The sequence below is a fragment of the Bosea sp. 124 genome, from assembly GCF_003046175.1.
In the GTDB taxonomy this organism is placed as follows: domain Bacteria; phylum Pseudomonadota; class Alphaproteobacteria; order Rhizobiales; family Beijerinckiaceae; genus Allobosea.
In genome coordinates this window covers 3,491,747-3,518,558 of the sequence record NZ_PZZM01000001.1, presented here as the reverse complement: position 1 = coordinate 3,518,558, position 26,812 = coordinate 3,491,747, and the positions used below count along the sequence as shown (strand labels likewise).

Annotated in this window: 24 protein-coding genes; 18 read left to right on the top strand and 6 right to left on the bottom strand. The window is 67.4% G+C overall.

The window, feature by feature from the left end; translation table 11 throughout:
• Positions 1 to 214: 214 nt before the first annotated feature.
• From C8D03_RS16610 to C8D03_RS16600, 3 genes are all read left to right on the top strand, one after another.
• Complete coding sequence (locus C8D03_RS16610; RefSeq protein ID WP_108051736.1) at positions 215 to 1,345, top strand: CaiB/BaiF CoA transferase family protein; 1,131 nt, start codon at positions 215 to 217, stop codon at positions 1,343 to 1,345.
• A 24-nt stretch (positions 1,346 to 1,369) separates the two neighbouring features.
• Complete coding sequence (locus C8D03_RS16605; RefSeq protein ID WP_108047811.1) at positions 1,370 to 2,527, top strand: acyl-CoA dehydrogenase family protein; 1,158 nt, start codon at positions 1,370 to 1,372, stop codon at positions 2,525 to 2,527.
• 184 nt (positions 2,528 to 2,711) lie between these two features.
• Positions 2,712 to 3,548, top strand: coding sequence for an HTD2 family dehydratase (locus C8D03_RS16600; RefSeq protein WP_108047809.1), 837 nt, complete (start codon positions 2,712 to 2,714; stop codon positions 3,546 to 3,548).
• A 21-nt stretch (positions 3,549 to 3,569) separates the two neighbouring features.
• On the opposite strand, the gene C8D03_RS16595 is transcribed toward C8D03_RS16600, so the two are convergent.
• Entirely contained in the window at positions 3,570 to 4,532 is a 963-nt protein-coding gene (locus C8D03_RS16595) for a LysR family transcriptional regulator (protein ID WP_108047807.1), read from the bottom strand.
• 268 nt (positions 4,533 to 4,800) lie between these two features.
• Here C8D03_RS16595 and C8D03_RS16590 point away from each other — a divergent pair, with 268 nt between their 5' ends.
• Positions 4,801 to 5,799, top strand: a complete 999-nt coding sequence (locus C8D03_RS16590; RefSeq protein ID WP_465246448.1) for an MBL fold metallo-hydrolase — start codon at positions 4,801 to 4,803, stop codon at positions 5,797 to 5,799.
• Positions 5,800 to 5,859: 60 nt separating this feature from the next.
• Here C8D03_RS16590 and C8D03_RS16585 read toward each other — a convergent pair whose 3' ends face one another.
• The 5 genes from C8D03_RS16585 to C8D03_RS16565 form a co-directional block, all read right to left on the bottom strand.
• Positions 5,860 to 6,843, bottom strand: coding sequence for a LysR family transcriptional regulator (locus C8D03_RS16585; RefSeq protein ID WP_108047805.1), 984 nt, complete (start codon positions 6,841 to 6,843; stop codon positions 5,860 to 5,862).
• Positions 6,844 to 7,009: 166 nt separating this feature from the next.
• Positions 7,010 to 7,891, bottom strand: a complete 882-nt coding sequence (locus tag C8D03_RS16580) for an ABC transporter permease (RefSeq protein WP_108047803.1) — start codon at positions 7,889 to 7,891, stop codon at positions 7,010 to 7,012.
• Positions 7,888 to 8,808 (bottom strand): ABC transporter permease, encoded by a 921-nt coding sequence (locus C8D03_RS16575; RefSeq protein ID WP_108047801.1) that lies wholly within the window; start codon positions 8,806 to 8,808, stop codon positions 7,888 to 7,890. The genes C8D03_RS16580 and C8D03_RS16575 overlap by 4 nt, the downstream gene beginning before the upstream one ends.
• A 214-nt stretch (positions 8,809 to 9,022) precedes the next feature.
• Positions 9,023 to 10,546 carry an ABC transporter substrate-binding protein gene (locus C8D03_RS16570; RefSeq protein ID WP_108047799.1) on the bottom strand — a complete coding sequence of 508 codons (1,524 nt, stop codon included), beginning with the start codon at positions 10,544 to 10,546 and terminating at the stop codon, positions 9,023 to 9,025.
• A gap of 201 nt (positions 10,547 to 10,747) precedes the next feature.
• Positions 10,748 to 11,440 (bottom strand): GntR family transcriptional regulator, encoded by a 693-nt coding sequence (locus C8D03_RS16565; protein ID WP_248308698.1) that lies wholly within the window; start codon positions 11,438 to 11,440, stop codon positions 10,748 to 10,750.
• Positions 11,441 to 11,657: 217 nt separating this feature from the next.
• Between C8D03_RS16565 and C8D03_RS16560 the strand changes: the two genes are divergently transcribed.
• From C8D03_RS16560 to ccoS, 14 genes are all read left to right on the top strand, one after another.
• The gene (locus C8D03_RS16560) at positions 11,658 to 13,205 is read left to right on the top strand and encodes an ABC transporter substrate-binding protein (RefSeq protein ID WP_210203937.1); all 1,548 of its coding nucleotides are present in this window, start codon (positions 11,658 to 11,660) and stop codon (positions 13,203 to 13,205) included.
• Entirely contained in the window at positions 13,202 to 14,158 is a 957-nt protein-coding gene (locus tag C8D03_RS16555; RefSeq protein WP_108047797.1) for an ABC transporter permease, read from the top strand. The genes C8D03_RS16560 and C8D03_RS16555 overlap by 4 nt, the downstream gene beginning before the upstream one ends.
• Before the next feature lie 13 nt (positions 14,159 to 14,171).
• On the top strand, positions 14,172 to 14,975 hold the full coding sequence (locus tag C8D03_RS16550; protein ID WP_108047795.1) for an ABC transporter permease: 804 nt from the start codon (positions 14,172 to 14,174) through the stop codon (positions 14,973 to 14,975).
• Positions 14,976 to 15,010: 35 nt separating this feature from the next.
• Complete coding sequence (locus C8D03_RS16545) at positions 15,011 to 15,838, top strand: creatininase family protein (RefSeq protein ID WP_248308505.1); 828 nt, start codon at positions 15,011 to 15,013, stop codon at positions 15,836 to 15,838.
• 127 nt (positions 15,839 to 15,965) lie between these two features.
• The gene (gene ggt, locus C8D03_RS16540; RefSeq protein ID WP_108051726.1) at positions 15,966 to 17,642 is read left to right on the top strand and encodes a gamma-glutamyltransferase; all 1,677 of its coding nucleotides are present in this window, start codon (positions 15,966 to 15,968) and stop codon (positions 17,640 to 17,642) included.
• Positions 17,643 to 17,677: 35 nt separating this feature from the next.
• Positions 17,678 to 18,643, top strand: a complete 966-nt coding sequence (locus C8D03_RS16535; protein WP_108047793.1) for a 2-hydroxyacid dehydrogenase — start codon at positions 17,678 to 17,680, stop codon at positions 18,641 to 18,643.
• 197 nt (positions 18,644 to 18,840) lie between these two features.
• Positions 18,841 to 20,508 (top strand): cytochrome-c oxidase, cbb3-type subunit I, encoded by a 1,668-nt coding sequence (ccoN, locus tag C8D03_RS16530; RefSeq protein WP_108047791.1) that lies wholly within the window; start codon positions 18,841 to 18,843, stop codon positions 20,506 to 20,508.
• A 13-nt stretch (positions 20,509 to 20,521) separates the two neighbouring features.
• Positions 20,522 to 21,292 (top strand): cytochrome-c oxidase, cbb3-type subunit II, encoded by a 771-nt coding sequence (gene ccoO / locus C8D03_RS16525; protein ID WP_108047789.1) that lies wholly within the window; start codon positions 20,522 to 20,524, stop codon positions 21,290 to 21,292.
• Positions 21,293 to 21,303: 11 nt separating this feature from the next.
• A complete protein-coding gene (locus C8D03_RS16520; protein ID WP_108047787.1) occupies positions 21,304 to 21,459 on the top strand; it encodes a cbb3-type cytochrome c oxidase subunit 3 in 156 nt (51 codons plus the stop codon).
• A gap of 3 nt (positions 21,460 to 21,462) precedes the next feature.
• Entirely contained in the window at positions 21,463 to 22,347 is an 885-nt protein-coding gene (gene ccoP, locus C8D03_RS16515) for a cytochrome-c oxidase, cbb3-type subunit III (RefSeq protein WP_108047785.1), read from the top strand.
• A 2-nt stretch (positions 22,348 to 22,349) separates the two neighbouring features.
• The gene (gene ccoG / locus C8D03_RS16510; protein WP_108047783.1) at positions 22,350 to 23,792 is read left to right on the top strand and encodes a cytochrome c oxidase accessory protein CcoG; all 1,443 of its coding nucleotides are present in this window, start codon (positions 22,350 to 22,352) and stop codon (positions 23,790 to 23,792) included.
• Positions 23,793 to 23,829: 37 nt separating this feature from the next.
• Entirely contained in the window at positions 23,830 to 24,354 is a 525-nt protein-coding gene (locus C8D03_RS16505) for a FixH family protein (RefSeq protein ID WP_181301044.1), read from the top strand.
• A gap of 3 nt (positions 24,355 to 24,357) precedes the next feature.
• Entirely contained in the window at positions 24,358 to 26,565 is a 2,208-nt protein-coding gene (locus C8D03_RS16500; RefSeq protein WP_108047778.1) for a heavy metal translocating P-type ATPase, read from the top strand.
• Positions 26,562 to 26,786, top strand: coding sequence for a cbb3-type cytochrome oxidase assembly protein CcoS (ccoS, locus tag C8D03_RS16495; protein WP_108047776.1), 225 nt, complete (start codon positions 26,562 to 26,564; stop codon positions 26,784 to 26,786). Before C8D03_RS16500 ends, ccoS begins: the two co-directional genes overlap by 4 nt.
• Positions 26,787 to 26,812: the final 26 nt, after the last annotated feature.

The window sequence follows — 26,812 nt, the reverse complement described above, 5'->3', positions numbered from 1 at the left end:
CTCTTGGCGGCGCACTGCCTGGAACCAGAGGGGGGCATGGGCGGCACAGCAGGACAAGTAGGATAAAACGATGAGGGCCATAGCGATTTTCTATGGAGATCACCGGGCAGCGAGGATTTCGCTATGCCCCTCATCGCAAAACCCTATTTGACTTCAAACCCCGTTCCACGCCCCGTCTGCGACAATTGCAGACCCAATGCGGACCGCCGGAACGATGACTGACGCCCTCAAGGGAATTCTGGTGGTTGCGCTCGAGCAGGCCGTGGCTGTTCCGACCGCGACCTGCAAGCTGGCCGATGCCGGAGCGCGGGTGATCAAGCTGGAGCGCTTCGAGGGCGACTTTGCCCGCGGTTATGACGACTACGCGAAGGGGTTGTCCTCCTATTTCGTCTGGCTGAACCGGGGCAAGGAATCCTGCCGCGTCAATCTCAAGCAGGCCGATGACCGCGGCATGGTCGAGGCCATGCTCGCGCAGGCCGACATCTTCATCCAGAACCTCGCGCCCGGTGCAACCGCCCGCCTCGGGCTCGGCGCGGCCGAACTGCGCGCGCGCTATCCCCGGCTGATCACCTGCGACGTCTCGGGCTACGCGCCGGGCACGCCCCACCACACCCGAAAAGCCTACGACCTGCTGGTTCAGGCCGAGTCGGGACTCGCGGGGATCACCGGCACGGAAGCCTCGGGCCCCTCGCGCATCGGCGTCTCGATCGCCGATATCGCGACCGGCCAGGCGGCCTATGCCGCAATCCTGGAGGCATTGCTGCGGCGGGCGAAAACCGGCGAGGGCTCGGCCATCCAGCTCTCGCTCTTCGATACGCTGGGCGACCTGATGAACGTGCCCTATCTGACAAGACGTTATGGCGGCATCGAACCCCCGCGCCTGGGCCTCGCGCATCCCTCCATCGCACCTTACGGGGTCTTCGCCACCGCCGATGGCAACCTGCTGATCTCGATCCAGAGCGAGCGCGAATGGCAGATCCTGGCCCGCGAGGTGCTGGGCAGCGCGACGCTGGCCGACGATCCGCGCTTCGCCAGCAATGTCTTGCGGGTACGGCAGCGCGAAGCTGTCGATGCGCTGGTGCAGGACCTGCTCGCGACGCGGCCCTTCGCCGAGGTCACGGCTGCGCTCGACCACTACGCGATCGCCTATGGCACGGTCTCCAGCGTCGGCGATCTCATCGCCCATCCTGCCGCGACGGCGCTGCCGGTCGAAACTCCCTCCGGTTCGGTCGAGGTTCTCGCCCCACCGGCGATCGTCGATGGCGAGCGGGTGCGGATGCGGCCCGTGCCGGCGCTCGGCCAGCATGATGAAGCGCTGCGGGCGGAATTCGGCGCCGGCCGCTAAATCGGGAAACGACAGACAAGGCTCATGACAACAGCTTCAGACCATGCCGAGATTCGTGACGCCGTAGCGCGTCTCTGTGCAGGCTTCCCCGGCGAATACTGGCGCAAGCTCGACCGGGAGATGGCCTATCCGGCGGAATTCGTCGCAGCCCTGACGGAAAGCGGCTTCCTCTCGGCCCTGATCCCGGAAGCCTATGGTGGCGCAGGGCTCCCGCTCTCGGCCGCCGCCGTCATCATGGAGGAGATCCAGCGCCAGGGCTGCAATGGCGCGGCCTGCCACGCGCAGATGTATGTCATGGGAACGGTGCTGCGGCACGGCTCGGAGACGCAGAAGCAGGCCTGGTTGCCCCGGATCGCCTCGGGCGAGCTGCGCCTGCAGGCCTTCGGCGTGACTGAACCGGCCAGCGGCACCGACACGACTGCGTTGCGCACCACCGCAAGGCGCGAGGGCGACGTCTATGTCGTCAACGGCCAGAAGATCTGGACGAGCCGTGCCGCCCAGTCCGACCTGATGCTGCTGCTGGCCCGCACCACGCCGCGCGACCAGGTCGCCAAGCGCACGGACGGGCTCTCGGTCTTCATCCTCGACATGCGCGAGGCGCTGAAGGCCGGCCTGACGATCCGGCCGATCCGCACGATGATGAACCACGCCACCACCGAGGTCTTCTTCGACAACGTCCGCACTCCCGCCGAAAACCTCGTCGGCGAAGAGGGCAAGGGCTTCCGCTACATCCTCTCGGGCATGAATGCCGAGCGCATCCTGATCGCCGCCGAATGCGTCGGCGACGCCAAATGGTTCATCGAGAAAGCCTCTGCCTATGCCAGCGAAAGACAGGTCTTCGGCCGCCCGATCGGCCAGAACCAGGGCATCCAGTTCCCGATCGCCAAGGCCTACGCCAACATGCGCGCGGCCGAGCTGATGGTGCGCGAGGCAATCCGGCTTTACGAGGCCGGCGAGAACCCCGGCGCGGAGGCGAACATGGCCAAGATGCTGGCGGCGGACGCCTCCTTCGAAGCCGCCAATGCCTGTATCCAGACCCATGGCGGCTTCGGCTTCGCCGAGGAATACGACATCGAACGCAAGTTCCGCGAGACGCGGCTCTATCAGGTGGCGCCGATCTCGACCAACCTGATCCTGTCCTATCTCGCCGAGCATGTCCTCGGCATGCCGCGATCGTATTGAAATCCGTTTGAAGACAAGGCGCGGGGAACCCGCTCCCATAGGAAGAGGGCAGGGTGAGGGGCGGCCGTTCGACACCGCAGCCGCCGTTGGACGACAGCTGCGGTGTCAAACCGCCAGCACCGCACCCCTGCCCCTCTCCTTACAGGAGAGGGGGTTCCCGCACCCAATCCAGGAAGGGCGCATCATGGATATCGAGCATCTCAAAACCTGGATGGGCCGCACCGAGGAGGCCTCGGACCTCGTCACGCCGCGCCTGATCGCAAGCTACGCCGCGACTTTCGCCCCGCATCTGGCGCCCTGCCCCGCGGGCGATGCTCCGCTCGCCCTGCACTGGTGTCTCGCCCCGCCGATTGCCCCGATGGCGGCGCTCGGCGCGGACGGGCACCCGGCCAAGGGCGATTTCCTGCCGCCCGTGCCGCTCCCCCGCCGGATGTGGGCGGGCGGCAGCATCGCGACCATGGCGCCGTTGCGCGAGGGCGACCTCGTCACGCGGCGCTCGCGCATCAGCAACGTCACCGCCAAGGAGGGTCGCACCGGCCCGCTCTGCTTCGTCGCCATCGACCACGAACTCTCCACGCCGCGCGGGCTGGCGCTGCGCGAGCGCCATGACATCGTCTACCGCGAGGCCTCCAGCCTTCCCGCCGCGCCCGCCGCCGCAGCCGAGCCGCAGCCAGCCGAACTGAGCTGGACGGTCGAAGCCGGGCCCGTGCTGCTGTTCCGCTACTCGGCGCTGACCTTCAACGGTCACCGCATCCACTACGACCTGCCCTATGTGACGCGGGAGGAAGGCTATGCCGGGCTCGTCGTCCATGGCCCGATCCAGGCGACGCTGATGCTCAACATCGCTGCGGTCCTGACGGGACGTTCGACCCTGAAGCTCGACTATCGCGGCGTCAGCCCGCTGATCGCGGGCGCCGCCTTCGTTGTGAAAGCCCGGCGGCAGGAGGATGGAACCATCCGGACCTGGACCGAGGGCGCCGACGGGCGCCTGCGGATGGAGGGAACGGCCCGCGCCCTGTGAGGGGCCTCGCCGGGACGGGCCTCAACCGTAGAGCGTCGGCGGGCCGCCATCCTCGCCCAGGGTCGCGGTCCAGGTCTCGTCGCTGACGAGGCCGCGCAGGATTTCCCAGGAGAGCTGGCCGATGGCGCGGGCTGCCGCCGGCATCGGGCGCTCGGTCGAATAGGCGAGATATACCTTGCGATAGAGCGACGGCCGGGCGAGCGGCCAGGTCTGGAAGACCCCGGCTTTCTCCTGTCCCGCCACGGCCATGCGCGGCAGGATGCTGTAGCCGAAGCCCTGCTCCACCAGCCGCTTGATCTGGCTGTAGGATTCGATCTCGATCGCCGGCTGGATCGTGGCTCCCGCCTCTCCGGCCGCCTCGTCGATCTGGTCGCGCAGGCCATGCCCGAGGCCCGGCAGGATCAGCTCCAGCGCCGCCGCATCGGCCATCGCGACCGTCTCCCCCGGCGCTGCGGGCGGGCTGCCAGCCCCGACGGCTGCAAACAAGCAGAGCTCCTCGGTCAGGACATGGTGGATGCCGAGGCCCTTCAGGTCCGAGGTCGAGTAGATCATGGCGAGATCGACTTCGCCGCGCCGCAGCCAGTCCAGCACGAAACCGCTCATCGCCTCGGCGATGCGGATGCGGATCGCCGGGTAGCGCTCCCGCGCCGCCTGGATCAGCGGCACGCTGAACTGCTCGCTCACCGTCCCGGGAAGCCCGATCCTGACCTCCCCGCCAGGCAGCTCGGCCTCGCCACGGACCTGCTCGCGCAGCGCCCCGAACTCGGCGAGGATGATGCGGGCCCGCGTCAGCAGGCGCTCGCCGGCTTCCGTCGGCAGCACCCCGCGCGTGCCCCGATGCAGCAGCGCGACGCCGAGCTCGTCCTCCATATGGCGCAGATGCTGGCTGAGCGCCGGCTGTGCCACGCGCAACTTCGTCGCCGCCTTCGAGAAGGAGCCCTGCTCGACAATGGCCGCAAAATAGCGGAGCTGGCGTAAGTCCATCGCCGTTTTCGTCTCGCAGTGGCCGCGCGGATGCCGCCCGCCTCAATAGCGGCGCGACGCCGCGATGACTAGGCCGCGGCCGCTCTCCACCGCCGCGCGCGGCAGCTTTGCGTTATGGTGGCTAGAGCGAACCGATATTGGTCCGGGCTTCGGCGCAGGTGCATCGTCCCCGCGGGCGGATGGCGGACGCGAGCGGCCGACCCCGCACGACCAACGACAACATGCCGGCGGCCAACGCCGGAACCCACACCACACAGGAGGAAATGCCATGTCGAACGACCAGTTCACTCTGCCGTCCGCCAGCCGTCGCGGGTTCCTGGGCTCGGCCGCGGCGCTCGCAGCGGGGGCTGCTTTCCCGATGAGCGTCCCGGCCCTCGCGAAGGCGCCGCTGTCGAAGACCCAGCCGGCCTATTTCTACCGCTTCATGCTCGGCACGGCCGAGGTCACGGTGGTCTCCGACGGGCCACTGCCGCTGGGCGACCCCGGCTCCAGCTTTCTCGGCGTGCCCAAGGAGACCGTCTACGGCATGCTCGATGCCAGCTTCCTGCCCAAGGACAATGTCGTCCTCGAGCAGAACATCCCCATCGTGAACTTCGGCGACAGGCTGGTGATGTTCGACACCGGCATGGGCTTCTCGAAGGCCTTCGGCCCGACCACCGGCCGGCTGCTCAAGAGCCTGGAGGAAGCCGGCATCAAGCCCGGCGACATCGACGACATCGTCTGCAGCCATGCCCATATCGACCATATCGGCGGCATCTGCACGGCCGACGGCAAGGCGCTCTTCCCGAATGCCCGCATCCATATCAGCCAGATCGATTTCGATTTCTGGACCGATGAGAGCAAGCTCGGTTCGCCGCTGAAGGCGTTCATCGAGCATGCCCGCGCCAACCTGCTGCCGGTGCGCGACCGCATCGTCTTTTTCAAGGACCAGCAGGAATTCCTGCCGGGCATCCAGGCCATGGCCGCGCCCGGCCACACGCTCGGCCACCACATCTTCAAAGTCGCCTCTGCCGGCAAGTCCTTCGCCTTCCTCGGCGACCTGACGCATCACGCCGTCCTGCTGACCGAGAACCCCCGCCTCGAATTCGCCTATGACAGCGACCCGAAGCAGGCGGTGCAATCGCGCGTCAGGCTGCTGACGATGCTCGCCGAGGAAAGGATGCCGGTGATGTCCTATCACTTCGCCTGGCCGGGCTTCGGTAATCTCACCAAGGCCGGCGACGGTTTCCGCTACCTGCCGGCGCCAATGCAGATGCTGCCCGGCTGACCGCTCGGGCAAGGCCGACGCGGGAGCATGCCGGCCATACCCGGATGCTCCCGTTGCGCGTTACGCGGCCGGATAGGCCGTGTCCGACAGATACGCTTCGAACACGGCGGCGGGCTCCGCCTCGTCGATCTCGATCTCGGCTTCGAACAGGCGCTGGAAGGCGATCTCCGCCGCGCTCATCCCCATCGTCGGGCTGCTGATGAAGTAGAGATCGGCGCCGAGGTCGTCGCCCGCGCCCGACAGGTTCCACAGCGTGCCGGCATCGACCGCGTCCTGTACCGGGGCCAGCGGCAGGATGCCGATGCCCATGCCGGCCGCGATCATCCGCGCGACCTCCTCCAGATTGGGGCTCGACCCGACGGTACGGTTGCCGAGTCCCGCCCCCTCGCGCAGCGCGACCATGGGTTCCAGCGCTCCATCCTGCCCGCAGGCGAGCGCGACGAAGGGCTCCTCCACCAGATCGTGCAGCGGCACGTTGCGCCGGCCGTAGAGCGGATGGTCGCGCCCGCACAGGATGCCGAACTCCTCGCGCAGCAGGCGCTTGCAGCTCAGGCCGGCAAGCGGATTCGGCAACAGGCAGATCCCGAAGGGCCCGAGCTTCTGCGATACCGAGCGCACGATATCGTGGCTGGTCGCGACATCGATGCGGACTGTGACAGAGGGGTGCTTGCGGTTGAGGCGGCTGAGAGCCCGGTCGAGCGCCGGCAGGACGACATGGGTGACGACCTGGATGCGCACCAGCCCGGTGAGCTCGTCATGCTCCTCGGACAGCTTGTCGCCGATCCGCGCAACGCTGCGATAGATGTCGACGCATTCCTTGTAGAGCAGCTCGCCGCGCTTGGTCAGGACAAAGCGCCGGCTGTCGCGCTGCACGAGCTGGCCGCCGAGCGTCTCTTCCAGCCGCTGCAGGGCGGCGCTGACCGAGGGCTGGCGCACCAGCAGCCGATCCGCCGCACGCGTGATGCTGCGCTCCTCGACGATCACCAGGAACGTGTGCAGGAGGTTCCAGTTCAGGTGATGCAGTTTCGGACGCTTTGCCGTCACGGACCCTCTCCCCGGCTCTGCGCCGGCTTCCTCTCGCGAAGCCCCCTTGTCGCCCCCGCGGAACGGAAGCGCAAGCCAGCCCCCGCCGCGTCGCGCTCCCGCAGGCACGGCGGCAACATTCGGCATGCAGGGCGCATGCCGTTCGTCGTCCGGAGGCGGAACGCGGTCAGGAACGCGTGGCATCGAGCGCATCGCGCACGCCGTCGCCGAGCAGGTTGACCGCCAGGATCAGCAGGCAGAGGGCGGAACCCGGCAGCGCGATCAGCCACGGATCGAACAGGATCTGCTCGCGTCCCTCCGCGATCATCAACCCCCAGGACGGCGTCGGCGGGCGGGCACCAAGGCCGAGGAAGGACAGGGCAGCCTCGAGCAGGATAACGTTGGCAACCTCCAGCGTCGCCACCACGATCAGCGTGTTCTGCAGGTTCGGCAGGATGCTCCGCAGCATCAGGAAGAGATGCGAGGCGCCGAAGGACCGCGTCGCCTGCACGAATTCGCGGCTGCGCAACCCCTGCGTCGCCGTACGCACCACGACGGCGAAGCGGTCCCAGAGCAGCAGGCTGAGCACGATCGCCAGCGTCTGCAGCGAAGCCCCGCCGAGCGCGACCGCCGCCAGCGCGACCAGCACGATCGGCAGCGACAGCCGCGTCGTGATGATGAAGCTGATCGCCATGTCGGTGCGGCCACCGAAATAGCCGGCGAGAAGGCCGAGCATCGTGCCGATCAGCCCGGCACAGAGCGTGACGCCGAGCCCGATGCCGAGCGAAACCCGCGCGCCGAAGATCAGCCGCGAGAGATAGTCGCGCCCGAGATGGTCGGTGCCGAGCCAGTGTGAAGGGTCGGTTCCCGCCTGCCAGAACGGTGGTAGCAGCCGCTTCGTCAGGTCTTGCGCAATCGGATCATGCGGGGAAAGCCAGGGCGCCAGCAGGGCGATCAGGGCGAGGACGGCCAGTATGCCGCCGCCGACGAGGATGCCGGTCTCGCGCCTGACCCGCCGCCACAGCCTGCGCCGTTCCAGAATGCGGGGATCGAGATCGAGCACCGTCATGAAGCGCTCCTCAGGCGCGGGTCGAGCCAGGCATTGATCACATCGGCGGCGGTCGTCAGCGTGACGTAGACCAGCGAGAGGATCAGGATGATTGCCTGCACGACGGGGAGGTCGCTGCGCAGGAGCGATTCCCAGGCGAGGCGGCCGAGCCCGTTGATGGCGAAGACGCTCTCGATCACGATCGAGCCCGACAGCATCAGGCCGAACTGCACCGCGGCCAGCGAGACCAGTGGCAGCACGGCATTGCGGAGCGCGTGGACCAGCAGGACGCGCGCCTGCGCCGCGCCCTTGGCGCGCGCCGTGCGGATATAGTCGGCACCGAGCACCTCGATCATGCCCGCCCGCGTCAATCGCATCAGCGCCGGCATCGCATAATAGCTCAGCACCACGACGGGCAGGATGTAGCCGCGCCAGCTTTCCGTGCCCGAGATCGGGACCATGTCCCACCAGACGCCGAAGACGACGATCAGGATCAGCCCGAGCCAGAAGCTCGGGATCGCCTGCCCCGTCACCGCGAGTAGCAGGGCGAAACGGTCGAGCCAGCCGCCGGGCTTCAGCGAGGCGAGGATGCCAAGCGGCACCGCCACCAGCATCGCCAGCACGAAGGCGGCGCTGCCGAGCACCAGCGTCACCGGCAGCCGCTCCCCGATGATCGCGGCGACGGGGATGTTGAAATAGAGGCTCGTGCCGAAATTCCCGGTCAGCGCCCGGCCTAGCCAGGCCACGAACTGGATCAGGACCGGCCGGTCGAGCCCATAGGCCTGCCGGATCATCTCGACATCCTGCGCGCGTCCCGCCTGCCCGGCGAGCACGACAGCGGGATCGCCCGCGACGAACATCAGGCCGAAGGCGATGCCGGAGACCGCGAGCGCGACGAGAACGGCGACGATCAGGCGGCGCGTGAGGAAAGGCAGCATCGCGGATTTCGTCCAGAGGCTGTGTGATGAGTGGGCATTTGGCGACGAGCGCCGGCCGATGGGCGAACCGTCATCCTGGACAAGCCGCGAAGCGGCGCAGCTCCGGAATCCATCGTAGAATGTTGCGCTCTACGATGGATCCCGGGACGACCTGCGGCCGCCCAGGATGACGATATGTTTTCGAGGCCGGGCGCGACAGCCAGACCCGCGAGACTTACTTCCAGCTCGACAGCCACCAGCGCGCGAACTCGTCCGGATGCGGCTTGAACACCAGCGAGGCCGACAGCCCGTAATTGATGTTGAAGTCGTACATCGGCAGCCAATAGGCCTGATCGGCGATCTTCTTCAAAGCCTTGGCGTAGTTGTCCTGCCGCAGCGCGCGATCCTGTGCCTGATCGGCAGCGGTGACGAGATCGATCACCTCCTTGTCCTGCACCATGTCGTCGGCGCCGCCGCCGAAGAAATTCGAGATGATGAAGGCGACGTCGCCCGTGCCGTAGCTACCCCAGTTGGTGAAGAAGGCCGGCAGGTCCCCCGCGCGCCACTTCTGCACGCCGGCCGCGAATTGCTGCTCGTTCAGCGTGACGCGGATGCCGGCCTTGCCGAGATCGGACGCGACCGCCTCGGCGACCGGACGCGGCATCGCGGCGAAGACCATCTCGATGTCGATCCCGTTCGGGAAGCCGGCCTCGGTCAGCAGCGCCTTGGCCTTGGCGGGGTCGAAATCATACTTCGCGACATCCTGCGCGCAGCCGAACTGCTTGGGATTGCAGGCGGCGTTCAGCACCTGCGAGGCGCCGCCGGCAAAGGCCTTGACGATCGCCTCGCGATTGACAGCGTGGTTGATGGCGCGGCGCACCAGCACGTTCTTCGTCGGGTAATCCTTGCCCTTGGCCGTCACGGTCATGCCGACATAGGCGATACGCATGATCGGGCCGTTGACGATCTGGACGCGGCTGGCGAGCCGGGCCGCCTGGTCGGGCGGAATCCGCCAGGTCCAGTCGAGCTTGCCGGCGAGCAGTTCGGCGAACTGGGTGTTCAGCTCGGGGATGGTGCGCACCACGATCTTGCCGATCGCGGGCTTGCCCTTGGGGCTGCCGGCATAGTGCCCGTCAAAGCGCTCGAAGGCATAGCGGATGCCGGGCGTCATCTCGGTAAGCTTGTAGGGGCCGGTGCCGACGGGCTTGGCCGCCATGCCGGCCGAGCCGCCCTCCTTGAAATAGGCTGCCGGATAGATCGGCAGGGCGTCCGCCAGCATCTCGATGGCGCCCGCAAAGGGCTTGGCCAGCTTGATCCGGACCTTGTAGTCCGAGACCTTCTCGACCTTCTCGATCCAGTCGACAGAGATCCGGAAGCGCGTGCCGTAATTGGGATCGAGCACGGTGTTGAGCGTGTAGACGACGTCGTCGGCGCTGAACTTCGCGCCGTTGTGGAAGGTCACGCCCTCGCGCAGGTCGAACTCCATCGTCATCGGATCGACGAAGCGCCAGGCCGAGGCCAGAGCCGGCTTGATCTCGCCGGTGTCGAGATCCTTGTAGAGCAGCCCGTCATAGATGTGCCGGGCCAGGATCAGCCCCTCGCGCCCGGCGATCTTATAGGTGTCGAGCGCCTCGGGTTCGAGCGCGAAGGCGACATTGAGGGTGTCGTCGGCCTTGCCGGCGAGGGCCGGCTGCGCCGACATTCCAAACAGCGTAAGGGCGACGCCGCCCAGAAGCGATGCAATTGCGAAACGTGTCATCGATCAGATCCCCTGTTGTTATGATTCGGCGAGCCCTCCGCCGCAGCGCCTGCTTTGCAGGTCGGCTGCATCGGTTGCCTGTCGACATCGCGGATGGCCGAGGCGGGCTGTCTGCCTCGACCATAGGTCAGCCCGCCAGCCGCGGCCTAATAGACAGTTCCTATGAGACGAATAGGTGGGGTGGCCTCGGCAATGGCGCGATCACGCCACCGCGTCGGCCTCACCGGTCAGCACATAGCCCGGCAGCCGCGAGAGCACCCCCGTGACCGGGCGCAGATGCTCCTCGAGCACGGCGCGGGAACGGACCTCGTCATGTTCGCGCAGGGCGGCCAGAAAATCGCGGTGCTCGCGGCGAATGCGTTCGATCCGGCCGGGATCGGCCGCGAGCGCGCGCATCGCCACGCGCTGCTGGCGCGCGCCCAGCGACTGGTAGAGTTCCGAGAGCACCTCATTGCCGAGCGCCCGAACCATGACGAAATGAAACTCGCGGTTGAGCTCGACGCGGGCGAAATGGTCGGCCCCCGCGATCTCGTCCATGCGGTCGAGGATCGCCTCCATGCTCGCCGGCAGCACGATCTTCTCGCGGCAGATGCGGGCGATCGCATAGCCCTCGATCATCCGCCGCGTCTCGTAGAGATCGGCGAGCTCCTGTGCCGTGACCTGCCGGACGAGTGCGCCGCGGCGCGGCAGCAGATCGATGAAGCGCTCGGCCTCCAGGCGGTGGAAGGCCTCCCGCACCGGCGTGCGTGAGACGCCCATGGCAGACGAAATCTCTTCCTCCTCGATGAAGGAACCGCCCGCGAAGACACCGCGCAGAATCTGCTCGCGGACATAGGCGTAGACGCGTTCCCGCGCCGGACCCCGTTCTGCTTCCTGCGCCGCGACCGGCATCATCACATTCACCGCTGCCAGCCTCCAGTCTTGATATCCGGTTTCAGTCTAGGCCTTTCCTGTGCCGACATCAAAAATCCACCACGTATACACGGCGCATGACGCGCATGCGCCGAGGGACTGGCAACCGGACACGAATGGCGCTCTTCTTGCCAGAACGGGGACGCCGGACAGACGCATCAAGCGCATCGGCGAAACGACGACAGCGAGGAGAAAGCCGATGACGGACTCACGCCTGACGATCTCACGCCGCACCGTGCTCGCAGCCGGCCTGGCTGCCCCGTTCGCGACGCTGCCCATTCTTTCCAGCCCTGCCCGTGCCCAGCGCGCCAGCGGCATCCTGCGCTACGGGCTCTCGGCCTTCCCGCCGAACCTCCAGCCCTGGGTCTCGACCGGAGCCTCGGCCGGCACGGTCAAGATGCTGATCCACCGCAGCCTCGTCTCCTACGGCCCGAACGGCGAGTTGCGCGGAGAGCTGGCGACGTCCTGGTCGCTCGACGGCGACGGCGCCTGGGTCTTCAAGCTCCGGCCTGGCTGCCTCTTCCACAATGGCGACCCGGTCACGGCCGAGGACGTCAAATGGTCGATCGAGCAGATCGCAGGCGAGAAATCGACCGCCTATATGCGCACGCAGTTCCAGGAGGTCGTCCGTATCGACATGCCCGACCCGGCCACGATCCGGCTGGTGACGAAGACCCCGCAAGCGACTCTGCCGAGCTGGTTCGGCAACTACAACACCTTCATCCTGTCGCGGAAATCGACGCCGACAGATTGGATCGGCGCCGGCCCGTTCCGGCTCGTCGGGCAGGAGCGCGGTACGTCCGTCGAGATCGCCGCCTTCGACAAGTTCTACAAGCCCGGCTTTCCGAAGCTGAAGGGCATCAAGTTCGTCGCCTATGCCGACGAGAATCTGCGCTATGCCGCGCTGCAATCGGGCGATGTCGACATGATCGAATACGTCCCGTGGCAGTCGATGGACGCGGTCGAATCCAACCCGCGCCTGAAGCTCGACAACCAGGAGGGGCCGTTCATGGACGTGCTCTTCAACGGCTCGAAGCCGCCCTTCAACGACCCCCGCGTGCGCCGCGCCGTCGCCCATGCCGTCAGGCGCGACGACATCGTCAAGGTCGCTTTCTTCGGCCGCGGCAAGCCGCTCGAAGGCCTGCCCATCGTCGAGGGCACGCCCTGGTGGGACAAGGAGCTCGCCCATGGCTGGAACTACGACCCCGCCCGCGCCAAGGCGCTGCTGACCGAGGCCGGCTTCGGCAATGGCTTCCAGACCACGCTGCTCGCCACCGCCCAGTTCGGTATGCACAAGGACACCGCCGAGATCGTCCAGCAGCATCTTGCCGCCATCGGCATCCAGTGCGAACTGCAATTGCCCGACTGGTCGACACGGGTCTCGCGCGGCTCGCGCGGCCAGTACGACATGGCGATCCACGGCGTCTCGTCGGACAACAACGATCCCGACGGTTTGACGGTCGTGCTCGATACCACGCTCTCGCCGAGCCATGGCCGCTCCTTCAAGGTCGATGCGCCCCGCACCATTGCAGCACTGGCCAAGGGCCGCGCCGAATTCGACCAGGCCAAGCGCGTCGAGATCTACAAGGAGATGCAGCGCGCCGCCCTTGAGGAGGTGCCGCTCGTCGGCCTCGCCTGGCGCTCGCAGGGCTATGGCATGGACAAGGGCGTGATGGGCTTCACCAACCTGCCGGGCGCACTCTCGAACTCGTCCGGCAACATGCTCGAAGAGACCTATTTCGGATGAGCGCCGCCTGGCTTGCGCGCAAGCTGGCGACGGTGATTTGCCTCGCCTGGCTCGTCGCGACCATCGTTTTCCTGGCGCTGCACATGGTCCCGGGAGACCCCGCCGAACTCCTGCTCTCGACCGGCGGCATCTCGCCGGACCCGGCTTCCGTGGCCGAACTGCGCGAGAAGCTCGGCCTCGACCGGCCGATCCTCGTACAATACGCCGCCTTTCTCGGTGGGCTGCTGCGCGGCAACCTCGGCACCTCGCTGGTCGACGACTATCCGGTCCTGAGCGAGATCGCGCTGCGGCTGCCGCGCACGCTGGAGCTGATCGCGGCCGGAACCGTGCTCGCCATCGTCGTCGGGGGGCCGGCCGGGGTCTATGCCGCGCTCGACCGCGGCGGACGATTCGACCGCATCGCCTCGGGCGTCACCGCCCTGCTTCTAGCCGTGCCTGTCTTCGTCGTCGGCACGCTGCTGGTCCTGCTCTTCGCCCAGACGCTGCGGATCATGCCGGCCGGCGGCTTCGTCGCCTTCTCACAGGACCCGGCGCAGCATCTCAAACTCCTGACCCTGCCCGCCATCGCCATCGCCAAGGGGCTCGCCGCCGTGCTGTTCCGGATGACGCGGGCGGCGATGCTGGACGCGCTCGCGAACGACTATGTCCGCACCGCCCGCGCCAAGGGCCTCTCGCCCAACCGCGTGATCTTCGTGCATGTGCTGCGCAACGCGCTGAACCCGGTCGTCACCGTGCTCGGCCTGCATATGGGCACGCTGCTCGGCGGCACGGTTCTGGTCGAATACGTCTTCAACTGGCCGGGCATGTCGACGCCGCTACTGCGCGCGGTCGAGGGTCGCGACTATCCGATGGTGGTCGGCATCGTGCTGACGATCTCGGTGCTGTTCCTGCTGATCAATCTCGCCGTCGAGGTGATCCACGCGGCGCTCGATCCAAGGGTGGTTCACTCATGAGGGGCGCCCACTCATGAAACGGCTCTGGCTTCCCGGCGGCTTCGTCGCCCTGATCGTGCTGGCCGCGCTCTGCGCGCCGCTCTTTCCGCTGCCCGATCCCGTTCGGCAGGATGTCGCCAACCGGCTCGCCGGGCCGATGTCGGGCTCATGGCTCGGTCGCGACGAGTTCGGCCGCGACGTGTTCTCGCGGTTGGTCTGGGGGGCCCGGACGAGCCTGAGCGTTGCCTTCGCCTCGGCGCTGGTCGCGGGCACCGTCGGCGTTCTGCTCGGGCTGATCGGCGGCTGGGGCAAGGGCGCGGCGGCCTTCCTGTCGGTGCGCAGCATGGACGTGGTGCTCTGCTTCCCGCCCGTGTTGCTCGCATTGCTGGTCGTGACGCTGCTGGGGCCGGGCGCGGCGACGCTGATCCTCGTCCTCTCGGTGCTCTATCTGCCGGGCTTCGCCCGCGTCACCCATGCCGAAGTGCTCTCGGTGAAGGGGCGCGACTATGTCGAGGCGACGCGCGCGCTCGGCGCCCCGCCCTGGTACCTGCTTCTGCGCACCGTGCTGCCCAACATCGCCGGGCCGATTCTGGTTCAGCTTTCGCTCGCGGTCGCCGCGGCGGTCGTACTGGAGAGCGGCCTCTCCTTTCTCGGCCTCGGCGTTGTGCCGCCGGCTCCGTCCTGGGGGCTGATGATCCGCGGCGCCCGCGCCACGATGGAGCAGGCGCCGCTGCTGCTGGTCTGGCCCTGTGCGGCGCTGACCTTGACCATCCTCGCCATGAACCTGCTCTGCGACGGCTTGCGCGACGCCCTCGATCCGCGCACCGCCGGCCGCTGATCTTCACATCATCCAAACCAGCAAGGACCAAGCCCATGGCTGCCAAGACCGATCCCCTCGTCCATATGGGCACGATCACCGGGGGCGAGGCCCGCGAGATCTACAAGGATAATCCCGTGATCCTGCTGCCGATGGGCAGCCAGGAGGACCAGGGCCCGCATGCCCCGATGGGCGACTATCTGCTGGCCGAGAAGATCGCCGAGCTGGCTGCAATCCGCGCCAGCAAGGCCGGCACCCGCACGCTGGTCGCGCCCGTCCTGCCCTTCGGCGGCGCCGACTGGTTCGGCTCGATGATCGGCGGCATCGCCATCTCGCAGGCGACGCTCACGACCGTCATCGCGGAGATGGTCGACTCGCTGCATCGCAACGGCTTGACCCGGATCATCGTCATCAACGGCCATGGCGGCAATGTCGGCCCGATCTCGGAGGTCGCCCGCGAACTCTATTTGCGCGAGCAGATCGTGCTTCCGAGCCTCTATCTCTGGCGCATCGGCTACGGACTGCTGCCCGGCGTGCTCGGCGGTGCCGACAAGGCTGCGGCCGTCGCGGGGCACGGCTCCGACCCGCTGACCTCGATCGGCCTGCACCTCTTCCCGGAGCTGATCCGCAAGGACCTGATCCCCGACGGCAAGCCGCTGAAGCGGGACCCTGTGCTCGACCTGCCGTTCACGGGACTCGGCCTCGCCAGCTTCGAGGGACACGAGGTCGCGATGCCCAACGAATACGACGAGACCTATAATCTCGGCGTCGCCAAGGGCGATCCGCGCCTGTGTTCGGCCGAGACGGGCGTCGCGCTGACCGAGAAGCTGACCGACATCTGCGCCCGCTTCATCACGCATTTCGCCAGCAAGGTCGAAGCCTGACGAAACCCGGCCTGACCATCCCAGCCTGACGACAATGCCGCCGCGCCATGTCGCGGCGGCCCTCCCCTCCATTGCAAGGACGGATGATGATGGCGCCGCTTGCCATCGCTCCGAAAGCATCCCCGCCATGAACACCGTCCCTCCCGCTCCCCGCGTGACCTCTTTCACCTGCGAGAAGCGCCCCGCGACCGGCTCGCGCGGCATGGTCGTGACCAATCATCCGCTCGCCTCCGCCGCGGGCTCGCAGATGTTGCTCGTCGGCGGCAATGCGGTCGATGCGGCGGTCGCCGCGCTTTTCGCCCTGACGGTGGTCGAGCCGATGATGGTCGGCATCCTCGGCGGCGGCGTCGCCCATATCCGCATGACTGACGGCCGCCATGTCGTGCTCGACGGGCTCTCGACCGCCCCGCTGCGGGCAACCGCCGACATGTATGACTGCCTCTCCGACGAGATTGGCAAGCAGCGCGATGTCCGCGACCGTGAGAACGTCGTCGGCCCCAAGGCGGTCGCGGTACCGGGCGCGCTCGCCGGCTGGTGCGAGGCGCTCGCCCGCTTCGGCACGCTGCGGCTCGCAGAAGTGCTGCAGCCCGCGATCGCGCTCGCCGAACGCGGCTTCGTCGTCACGCCCTATCTCTCGAACTGCATCGCCGACAATGCCACCGATCTCGCCCGCGATCCCGGTCTTTCGGCACTGCTGCTGCCGGAGGGCAAGGCGATGGCCGCCGGCGCCCGCCTGGTCCAGCCGGACTACGCCGCCAGCCTGCGCCTGATCGCGGAGATGGGGCCGACCGCGCTCTATGACGGCCCGCTCGGCAAGGCGCTGACGGAATTCATGGCGGCGAAGGGCGGGCTCATCGGCCCCGACGATCTCGCGGCCTACAAGGTCGAGACGCGCGAGCCGGTGCGGGGAAGCTATCGCGGCCACGAGATCGTCGGCCCGCCACCGCCGTCATCCTCCGGCGTCCATATCGCGCAGATGCTCAATATCCTCGAGGGCTACGACATCGGCCCGCTCGGCTTCGGTTCGCCCGACGCTATCCACCTGCTGGCGGAGGCACTCAAGATCGCCTTCGCCGACCGCGCTGTCGCGACCGCAGACCCGGCCTTCGTCGAGGTTCCGGTCGCGCGGCTGATCGACAAGGCCTATGCGGCCGAGCGCCGGGCGCTCATCAAGCTGGACAGGGCGCAGGACTGGAAGGCCGGCCTCTCGGGCGGCGAATCAGCCGACACGACCCATGTCACCGTCGCGGATTCCGATGGCAACGTCGTCACCGCGACACAGACCATCAACGGCCTGTTCGGCGCCTGCACCCAGATCCCCGGCACCGGGATGCTGACCAATAACTACATGTTCAATTTCGATCCCCATCCCGGCCGCGCGCTCTCGATCGCACCGGGCAAGCGCGTCTTCACCTCGATGGCGCCGATGATCGTGCTGAAGGACGGCAAGCTCGCCTTCGCGCTAGGCCTGCCCGGCGGGCTGCGCATCTTCCCCTCCGCCCTGCAGGCGATCGTCAACCTGATCGACCACGGCATGAGTTTGCAGGAGGCAGTCGAGGCGCCGCGCATCTGGACGGAAGGCGGCGTGCTGGAACTGGAGGAGGCCTTCCCCGAGCCGGTCGCCGAAGCGCTCAGGGCGCGTGGCCACCGCATCCTCCGGATGCCCCGCATCGCCGGCGGCATGAACGCGATCCGCTTCAACGAGGACGGCACCCTGACCGGCGCCGCCTGCTGGCGCGCCGACGGCACGCCCGTCGCCATCTCGGGCGGCCTCGCCCGGGTCGGCGCCCGCTTCACCATCTGATTTTCTGCTGATCCCTGCCAGATACGGACCGCTCCATGACCGAGACCATCTGCCTCCTCGACCTGACCAGCCCCGAGCGCGCCGACAGGCTGCGCGCGCTGCTACCGCCCGGCTTCGTGCTGACCCACGGCACCGCACGCGGCGACGAGCACATGAAGCAGATCATCGCGGAGGCGGACTATGCCATCTCCGGCCAGGTCGCCGTCTCCGGCGAGGTTCTGCGTGCGGCAAAGAAGCTCAAGCTGCTGCACAAATGGGGCGTCGGCTACGACAATATCGACATCGCCACGGCGAAGGAGCTCGGCATCAGGGTCGCGCGCACCACGGGCAGCAACGCAATCCCCGTCGCCGAATTCGCGCTCGGGCTGATGCTCTCGGCGCTGCGTTATATCGGCTACGGCCATGCCGAACTGAAGAAGGGTCACTGGAGCACGGGGCATCTGCCGGGCGACACCTTCATGCTGTCGGGCAAGACGGTCGGCATCGTCGGCTTTGGCGCGATCGGCCAGAACGTGGCGAGGCTGCTGAAGGGATTCGGCTGCACGATCCTCTATACGAAACGCCAGCCGCTCAGCGCAGCCGAGGAAGCGGTGCTCGGCGTCCAATACGCCTCGATGTCCGAGATTCTGGCGCAAGCCGACATCGTCTCGCTGCACTGTCCGCTGACCCCGGAGACCACCGACCTGATCGATACGAAGGCCTTCGCCGCGATGAAGAAGACCGCGGTGCTGATCAATGTCGCGCGCGGCGGCGTCGTCAACGAGAGCGATCTCGTCGTCGCCCTGCGAAACCGCGAAATCGCGGGAGCGGCAATGGATGTCTACTCGGTCGAGCCGCTGCCAGCCGACAGCGAACTGCTCACGCTCGACAACCTCGTCGTCACCCCGCACCTCGCCGCGATGGCCGCCGACAACTTCGCGCCGACCGTCTCGCGCATGTTCGCCAACATCGCCCATGTCTCGCGCGGCGAGCCGATCCCGGCCAAGGATCTCGTGGTCTGAGGATCTCGAGGTCTGAGGCCTGCATCCGGGCGCCCCCTCCGACCGTCCGTCGCCAGGCCCTGCAGTTCGAAATCCGCTCGCGCAGTCGCCGCCGCAGGCCTGCTTGACCTGAATCAAGGCCCTCCTGCGTCGCGCCCGCTAAGCGTGACCTCTGACGGCGTGCGCAAAGAGCGCGGCGGGACGAGCAGGGGCTGGGCATGGCGACGACGGGCAATCCGATCAGACACGCGACGACGGGCGAGGTCGCCGGCATATTGCTGGCTGCGGTTGCTTTCCTCGGGCTTCTCCTCATCGCGGCGATGACGGACCACCCGGCTTACGCCTTCCATGCCTTCGTCGGCATGGCGGCGGCACTGGCCTCGATCTTCCTGATCGCGAATCGGTGCTTCAAGCCGGGCGCTGTCCCGGCTCCGCAGGAGATCGACGGCCGGCCCAACTACAACATGGACCCGGTGAAATTCGGCACCATCGCCTCGATGTTCTGGGGCATCGCCGGTTTCACCGTCGGCCTGATCATCGCGCTGCAACTCGCCTTCCCCATCCTGAATTTCGATTTGCCCTGGATCAATTTCGGCCGGCTGCGCCCGCTGCACACCTCGGCGGTGATCTTCGCCTTCGGCGGCAACGTGCTGATCGCGACCTCCTTTTATGTCGTGCAGCGCACCTCGCGTGCCCGTCTCGCGGGTGATCTGTCGCCCTGGTTCGTGGTCCTCGGCTACAACCTCTTCATCGTCATCGCCGGCACGGGCTACCTGCTCGGCATCACCCAGGGCAAGGAATACGCCGAGCCGGAATGGTATGCCGATCTCTGGCTGACCATCGTCTGGGTCGTCTATCTGCTGGTCTTCCTGATGACGCTAGCGAAGCGCAAGGAGCCGCACATCTATGTGGCGAACTGGTTCTACCTCGCCTTCATCCTGACGATCGCGGTGCTGCACCTCGGCAACAACCTCGCCTTGCCGGTCTCGATCCTCTCGCCGAAGTCCTACATCGTCTGGTCCGGCGTGCAGGATGCGATGTTCCAGTGGTGGTACGGCCACAACGCGGTCGGCTTCTTCCTGACCGCCGGCTTCCTCGCGATCATGTATTATTTCGTGCCCAAGCGCGCGAACCGGCCGATCTACAGCTACCGGCTCTCGATCATCCACTTCTGGGCGCTGATCTTCATCTACATCTGGGCCGGCCCGCACCATCTGCACTACACCGCCCTGCCCGACTGGGCGCAGACGCTCGGCATGACTTTCTCGATCATGCTCTGGATGCCCTCCTGGGGCGGCATGATCAACGGAATCATGACCCTGTCCGGCGCCTGGGACAAGCTGCGCACCGACCCCGTGCTGCGCCTGATGGTCGTCTCGCTCGCCTTCTACGGCATGTCGACCTTCGAGGGTCCGCTAATGTCGATCAAGGCGGTCAACTCGCTGTCGCACTACACGGACTGGACCATCGGCCACGTCCATTCCGGCGCGCTCGGCTGGGTCGCCTACATCTCCTTCGGCGCGATCTACTGCCTCGTGCCCTGGCTCTGGAACCGCAAGGAGCTGTACTCGCTCAAGCTGGTCAACTGGCACTTCTGGATCTCGACGCTCGGCATCGTGCTCTACATCTCGGCGATGTGGGTCTCCGGCATCCTCCAGGGCCTGATGTGGCGCGCCTACACCTCGCTCGGCTTCCTCGAATACTCGTTCATCGAGACGGTCGCCGCGATGCACCCCTTCTATGTCATCCGCGCGCTCGGCGGCGCCCTGTTCCTGACCGGCGCGCTGATCATGGCTTTCAATCTCTGGATGACTGTCCGGCACGGAACGGCAGACGCCCCCCAGGCAGACCTGACCACCCAGCCGCATCTCGTCCCGGCCGAGTAGAGGAACGCTCCCCATGTCGAGTTCAGATCTGCCCGCGGCAGCTCCGCGCAAATCCCTCTGGTCGAAGCACAAGATCTTCGAGACCAACTCCATCATCCTGATCATCGGCGTGCTGCTGGTGATCTCGGTCGGCGGATTGGTCGAGATCGCGCCGCTCTTCTACCTCCGCAACACGATCGAGAAGGTCGAGGGCATGCGGCCCTACACCCCGCTCGAGCTCGCCGGCCGCGCCATCTATGTCCGCGAGGGTTGCTACAACTGCCACAGCCAGATGATCCGGCCGCTGCGCGACGAGATCGAGCGCTACGGGCATTACTCGCTCGCGGCCGAGAGCATGTACGACAAGCCCTTCCAGTGGGGCTCCAAGCGCACTGGCCCCGACCTCGCCCGCGTCGGCGGCAAGTACTCGGACGAATGGCAGCGCGCCCATCTGGCCGATCCGCGCGCGCTGGTGCCGCAGTCGATCATGCCGGGTTATCCGTTCCTGGCGAAGACCGAGCTGAAATTCGCCGACATCGCCGACGAGTTGCGCGCCAACCGCGGTGGCGGCGTGCCTTACAGCGACGAGATGATCGCGCAGGCGGCAACCGATCTGCGGGCGCAGGCGACGCCGGATCACCCGAAGGCCGGCGAACTCGAGGCGCGCTACCCGAAGGTCCAGGCCCGCGACTTCGACGGCGACCCGACCCGGATCACCGAAGCCGACGCCCTCATCGCCTATCTCCAGGTGCTGGGCACACTCGTCGACTTCAAGCTCTACGACGACAAAGCCAACATCCGCTGAGCGAGGTCATCATGGACACAACCTATCAGTGGCTCGCGCGCTTCGCGCAGTCCGTCGGCCTGCTCTACTTCGTCGGCATCTTCCTCGCCGTCTGTGTCTACGCCTTCTGGCCGGCCAACCGCGCCCGCTTCGAGCAGGCTGCCCGCACTCCGCTGCAGGACGATTGAACCATGGCCCAGCCTCACGACCATCACGAAGTCGACGCCCATACCGGCCAGTCCACCACGGGCCATGAGTGGGACGGCATCCGCGAACTCAACACGCCGCTGCCGCGCTGGTGGCTCGGCATCTTCTACGCCACGATCGTCTGGTCGGTCGGCTACTGGATCATCTATCCGGCCTGGCCGCTGATCAGCAGCACGACGCAGGGCGTGATCGGCTATGCCTCACGCATCGAGATCGCCAAGGACCTCGCGCTGCTGCAGCAGCACCGCAGCGCTCAGGCGAGCGGATTATCCGAAGCCTCGCTCGAGCAGATCAAGGCCGATCCCTCGCTCTTCCGCATCGCGATGGCGCAGGGCAAGGCCGCTTTCGGCGACAATTGCGCCGCCTGCCATGGCGTCGGCGGAGCCGGCGCCAAGGGCTATCCCAACCTGAACGACGACGACTGGCTCTGGGGCGGCTCGCTCGCCCAGATCCAGCAGACGCTCCAGCACGGAATCCGCGTCGCCGGAGACAACGACACGCGCCTCAGCCAGATGCCGGCTTTCGGCAAGGACGGTGTCCTCAAGCCGGCCGAGATTCGCGCCGTGGCTAACCATGTCCGCGAGCTCGCCGGCCTGCCGACCGAGCCCAAGGCCGATCTCGCCGGCGGCCGCGAACTCTTCGCGACGAATTGCGCGGCCTGCCACGGCGAAGCCGGCAAGGGCAACAAGGAGCTCGGCGCGCCCGACCTCACGGACGCCATTTCGCTCTACGGCATGGATATGGCCTCACTGACCGAGACCATCACCAACAGCCGTGCCGGCGTGATGCCGGCCTGGGGCCAGCGCCTCGACCCGACGACCGTGAAGGCGCTGACGATCTACGTCCATTCGCTCGGAGGGGGCCAGTAGCGATGGCCTCCCAGGAGACGGACCTTGGCGATCTGCCGCTCTTCGCGGCGACGAAGAAGGTCTATCCGCAAAGCGTGTCCGGTCCTTACCGGCGCGCCAAGTGGATGATCCTCGCGCTCTGCCTCGGCGTCTACTACCTGCTGCCCTTCCTGCGCTGGGACCGCGGCCCCAACCTGCCCAACCAGGCGGTCCTGGCCGATATCGCCAATGCGCGCTTCTACTTCTTCTTCATCGAGATCTGGCCGCAGGAGGTCTATTACTTCACTGGCCTGCTGATCCTGGCGGCCTTCGTGCTGTTCATGATGAACGCGGTCGCCGGCCGGGTCTGGTGCGGCTATCTCTGCCCGCAGACCGTCTGGACCGATCTGTTTCTGGTGGTCGAACGCTTCTTCGAAGGAGACAGGCGCGAACGCATCAAGCTCGACGAAGGTCCCTGGACCCCCAACAAAATCTGGCGCAAGAGCGCCAAGCACGCCGTCTGGCTGCTGATCGCCTGGTGGACCGGCGGTGCCTGGGTGCTCTACTTCGCCGACGCGCCGACGCTGGTGCGCGATCTCGCGACACTCCAGGCGCCGTTCACCGCCTATGCCTTCATCGCGATCCTGACCTTCACCACCTATGCGCTCGCCGGCATCATGCGCGAGCAGGTCTGCAACTATATGTGCCCCTGGCCGCGCATCCAGGCCGCGCTCACCGACGACGACGCCCTGAACGTCACCTACCGCTACGACCGCGGCGATCCGCGCGTCTCGCTGCGGCAGGCCGAGCGGCTGCGCGCCCAGGGTGAACCGGCGGGCGACTGCATCGACTGCCGCCAATGCGTCGCCGTCTGCCCGACCGGCATCGACATTCGCGACGGCGCCCAGCTCGACTGCATCCAGTGCGGCCTGTGCATCGACGCCTGTGACAACGTCATGGAAAAGGTCAGCCGTCCCAAGGGGTTGATCGCCTACGACACCGACGACAACGTCAAGCGGCGCATGGCCGGCGAGAAGCCCGTCTACAATCCGCTGCGCCTGCGCACGATGATCTATGCCGCGCTGATCCTCGTGGTCGGCGGCGCTATGGTGTACCAGCTGGCGACACGGCGTACCGTCGAGATTTCCGTCCTGCACGATCGCGCCCCGCTTTTCGTCACGCTGAGCGACGGCTCGATCCGCAACGCCTACACCATCCGCATCCTGAATAAGCGGCCCGACGAGCGCCCCGTGGCGCTGACGGTTCATGGCGTGCCTGGCCTGCGCATCGAGGCCGTCGGCGTGACGCCCACCGCCGATCTGCGGCCGATCGTGTCCGTCCCGCCCGACACCTCGCGCGAGGTCCGGGTGCTGGTCACGCTTCCGGTCGGCAGCCATTCCGAAAAGACCCAGACGATCACCTTCACCGCCTCCGATCTCTTCGCCGGCGAGACCGTGACCGCGACGGACCATTTCATCGCACCCTGAGGGGGCAAGAGCCATGTCCTGCTGCGGAGCCTTCATCATGCCAGTCGATCTCACCGCGCCGGCGCAGCCGCGCCAGAACCGCCCTTTCCGCCTGAGCGGTCGCATGGTGCTCGCCGGAATGATCGGCTTCTTCGTCGTCGTCGCCGGCGTCAACGCGGTGATGATGACGATGGCCATCCGCACCATGCCGGGCGTCGACGTGAAGAGCGCCTATGAGACCAGCCAGCGTTTCAATGGCGAGATCGCGCGCATGCAGGCCCAGGCGGAGCGCGGCTGGCAGGCCAGTGCGCATCTGGCCCGGAGCGGCAGCGATGCCGTCGTGACGTTCTCCCTGCGCGATCGTGCCGGCAGGCCCGTCACCGGGCTCGCCGTCGACGCGCGGCTCGAGCATCCCGCGACGCGTCGCCAGGACCGCGACGCAACCCTGCGCGAGACGGCCCCCGGCGACTACGAGGCCAGGCTCTCCGCTGTTCATGGCGGCGGCTGGACGCTCGCCGTCGCGGCGATGCGCGGGGAGGAGCAGGTCTTCGTCTCGCGCAGTCGCGTCATCCTGAAGGATTGAGCGATGGCGACGCAGCAGGATCTCTCCGTCTTCGTCCGCCACGGTGAAGGCGGTGTCGCGGGCATGGAGCTGGCGGTCGAGGGTATCCGCTGCGCCGGTTGCATGCATGCGATCGAGAGCGGGCTCGGCCGCGATGCCGCGATCCTGAAGGCACGCGTCAACCTCGCCCTCAAGCGCGTCACCGTCGAGTGGAAGGAGGGCGCGCTCAGGCCCGAAGGCGTGATCGAACGCCTGGCGGCGCTGGGCTTCAAGGCCTATCCCTTCCTGCCCTCCGCGGAACGCGACAGCGTCACGCAGGAGGAGCGGCGGCTTCTGCGCTATCTCGCCGTCGCCGGCTTCGCAGCGATGAACATCATGCTGCTCTCGGTCTCCGTCTGGTCCGGCAACAACGGTGACATCAACCCGGTCACGCGCGACTTCTTCCACTGGCTCTCGGCCCTGATCGCGCTTCCGACGGCAGCCTATGCCGGGCGCCCCTTCTTCGAGAGCGCCTTGCGGGCTCTGCGGGCCGGCGCCGTCAACATGGATGTCCCGATCACGCTCGGGATCGTTCTGGCACTCGGCATGTCGGTCGTCGAGACCGCCAACCACTCCGAGCACGCCTATTTCGACGGCGCCGTGATGCTGATCTTCTTCCTGCTGATCGGCCGCTATCTCGACCAGATGATGCGCCGGCGTACGCGCGACCTCGCCGGCAATCTGGCGGCGCTCAAGGCCGAGACCGCGACGCGGCTGATGGCCGACGGAACCACGACGATCGTGCCGATCGCCGCCGTCTCGCCGGGCGACCTTGTGCTGGTCCAGCCGGGTGAGCGCGTCTGCGTCGACGGCATCGTCGAGAGCGGCCAGTCCGACATCGACCGCAGCCTCGTCACCGGCGAGACCGACCCGGCCCCGATCGCGACCGGAGCACAGGTCTATGCCGGCACGATGAACCTGTCCGGCGCGCTCACCGTGCGCGTCAAGGCCGCGGGCGCGGGCACGCTGCTCGACGAGATCGACCGGCTGATGGCGCAGGCCGTCGAGAGCCGCTCCCGCTATGTCCGCCTGTCCGACCGGGCCGCGCGGCTCTATGCGCCCATCGTCCACGCCACGGCGCTGGCGACCCTCGTCGGCTGGATCGCCTTCGGTCTCGCCTGGCAGCAGGCGCTGATCATCGCCATCACCGTCCTGATCATCACCTGCCCCTGCGCGCTCGGCCTCGCGATCCCGGCGGTTCAGGTGGTCGCAGCCTCCGCGCTGTTCCGTCGCCAGATCATGCTGAAGGAGGGCGACGCCCTCGAGCGGCTGGCGGAGGCCGACCTCGTCGTCTTCGACAAGACCGGCACGCTCACCCTGCCCGAGCCCGACCTGCTGAACGCGAGCGAGATCGGCGCCGATGCCATGCGCGCCGCGGCGGCACTGGCGGCCGCGAGCCGCCACCCCCTCGCCCAGGCGATCAGCCGGGCGGCCGGCAGCCCCGCCCCCTGCGCCGATACGCTGGAGCACCGCGGCTTCGGCCTCTCCGCGATCGTCGACGGCGTCGAGATGCGCCTCGGCAGTGCCGCGTTCTGCGACGCCGGGACCCTGGCCGAATGCGTCGGAGCCGCCTTCCCTACCGCCTCGCTGATCGCCTGGCGGCACGGTGAGCACCGCGCCGTCTTCGCGGTCGGCCAGCGGCTGCGGCCGGATGCCCATTCCTGCATCGATGCGCTCGGGAGCCTTGGCCTCGAGGTGATGATCCTCTCCGGCGACAGGGAGACCGCGGTCGCCGCCGTCGCCCGGGAGCTCGGCATCGCCAACTGGACATCCGGCCTTCGCCCCGACGAGAAGCTGCATGTGCTGGATGGTCTGGCGGCGCGCGGCTGCAAGGTGCTGATGGTCGGAGACGGCCTGAACGATGCGCCCGCTCTCGCCAAGGCGCATGTCTCGATCTCCCCGATCAGCGCGACCCATCTCGCCCAGGCTGCCGCCGACATCGTCTTCCTCGGCGACAGCCTCGGGCCGGTAGCGTCCGGCATCGCCATTGCCCGCAAGGCCCGCGCGCTGATGATGGAGAACCTCTGGTTCGCGGTGCTCTACAACGCCGTCGCCGTGCCGATCGCGATCGCCGGCCTGGCGACGCCGCTGGTCGCCGCCGCCGCCATGTCCGGCTCCTCGCTGGTCGTGACGCTCAATGCGCTGCGCGCCGCCAGACGCGGGCCGGACACCGCCGGAGGGCATGCCTCATGAACATCCTGGTAGTCCTGTTCCCGCTCGCGCTCGGACTCGGCCTGATCGGCCTCGCCGGCTTCTTCTGGTGCATGCGCACCGGCCAGTATGCCGATCTGGAAGGCTCGGGCTGGCGCATGCTCCAGGACGACGACCTCGGAATCGAGACCGGCGCCCTGGATGAAATCCTCGACGATGGCGCGGTCCCCGTCGCCGCCGAGCGCGCCCGCCCGGTTCATTGACACGCACCGCGATCTGAAACATTGGG

What these genes read in the sequence shown, in the direction of transcription:
- C8D03_RS16550 (WP_108047795.1), top strand. Translation starts at nt 14,172, where the DNA reads ATGAAACGGCTCTGGCTTCCCGGCGGCTTCGTCGCCCTGATCGTGCTG.
- C8D03_RS16580 (WP_108047803.1), bottom strand. Translation starts at nt 7,891, where the DNA reads ATGACGGTGCTCGATCTCGATCCCCGCATTCTGGAACGGCGCAGGCTG.
- C8D03_RS16565 (WP_248308698.1), bottom strand. Translation starts at nt 11,440, where the DNA reads ATGATGCCGGTCGCGGCGCAGGAAGCAGAACGGGGTCCGGCGCGGGAA.
- C8D03_RS16535 (WP_108047793.1), top strand. Translation starts at nt 17,678, where the DNA reads ATGACCGAGACCATCTGCCTCCTCGACCTGACCAGCCCCGAGCGCGCC.
- C8D03_RS16605 (WP_108047811.1), top strand. Translation starts at nt 1,370, where the DNA reads ATGACAACAGCTTCAGACCATGCCGAGATTCGTGACGCCGTAGCGCGT.
- C8D03_RS16595 (WP_108047807.1), bottom strand. Translation starts at nt 4,532, where the DNA reads ATGGACTTACGCCAGCTCCGCTATTTTGCGGCCATTGTCGAGCAGGGC.
- C8D03_RS16520 (WP_108047787.1), top strand. Translation starts at nt 21,304, where the DNA reads ATGGACACAACCTATCAGTGGCTCGCGCGCTTCGCGCAGTCCGTCGGC.
- C8D03_RS16600 (WP_108047809.1), top strand. Translation starts at nt 2,712, where the DNA reads ATGGATATCGAGCATCTCAAAACCTGGATGGGCCGCACCGAGGAGGCC.
- C8D03_RS16560 (WP_210203937.1), top strand. Translation starts at nt 11,658, where the DNA reads ATGACGGACTCACGCCTGACGATCTCACGCCGCACCGTGCTCGCAGCC.
- C8D03_RS16505 (WP_181301044.1), top strand. Translation starts at nt 23,830, where the DNA reads ATGCCAGTCGATCTCACCGCGCCGGCGCAGCCGCGCCAGAACCGCCCT.
- C8D03_RS16575 (WP_108047801.1), bottom strand. Translation starts at nt 8,808, where the DNA reads ATGCTGCCTTTCCTCACGCGCCGCCTGATCGTCGCCGTTCTCGTCGCG.
- ccoG (WP_108047783.1), top strand. Translation starts at nt 22,350, where the DNA reads ATGGCCTCCCAGGAGACGGACCTTGGCGATCTGCCGCTCTTCGCGGCG.
- ggt (WP_108051726.1), top strand. Translation starts at nt 15,966, where the DNA reads ATGAACACCGTCCCTCCCGCTCCCCGCGTGACCTCTTTCACCTGCGAG.
- ccoN (WP_108047791.1), top strand. Translation starts at nt 18,841, where the DNA reads ATGGCGACGACGGGCAATCCGATCAGACACGCGACGACGGGCGAGGTC.
- C8D03_RS16590 (WP_465246448.1), top strand. Translation starts at nt 4,801, where the DNA reads ATGTCGAACGACCAGTTCACTCTGCCGTCCGCCAGCCGTCGCGGGTTC.
- ccoO (WP_108047789.1), top strand. Translation starts at nt 20,522, where the DNA reads ATGTCGAGTTCAGATCTGCCCGCGGCAGCTCCGCGCAAATCCCTCTGG.
- C8D03_RS16570 (WP_108047799.1), bottom strand. Translation starts at nt 10,546, where the DNA reads ATGACACGTTTCGCAATTGCATCGCTTCTGGGCGGCGTCGCCCTTACG.
- ccoS (WP_108047776.1), top strand. Translation starts at nt 26,562, where the DNA reads ATGAACATCCTGGTAGTCCTGTTCCCGCTCGCGCTCGGACTCGGCCTG.
- C8D03_RS16500 (WP_108047778.1), top strand. Translation starts at nt 24,358, where the DNA reads ATGGCGACGCAGCAGGATCTCTCCGTCTTCGTCCGCCACGGTGAAGGC.
- C8D03_RS16610 (WP_108051736.1), top strand. Translation starts at nt 215, where the DNA reads ATGACTGACGCCCTCAAGGGAATTCTGGTGGTTGCGCTCGAGCAGGCC.
- C8D03_RS16555 (WP_108047797.1), top strand. Translation starts at nt 13,202, where the DNA reads ATGAGCGCCGCCTGGCTTGCGCGCAAGCTGGCGACGGTGATTTGCCTC.
- C8D03_RS16545 (WP_248308505.1), top strand. Translation starts at nt 15,011, where the DNA reads ATGGCTGCCAAGACCGATCCCCTCGTCCATATGGGCACGATCACCGGG.
- ccoP (WP_108047785.1), top strand. Translation starts at nt 21,463, where the DNA reads ATGGCCCAGCCTCACGACCATCACGAAGTCGACGCCCATACCGGCCAG.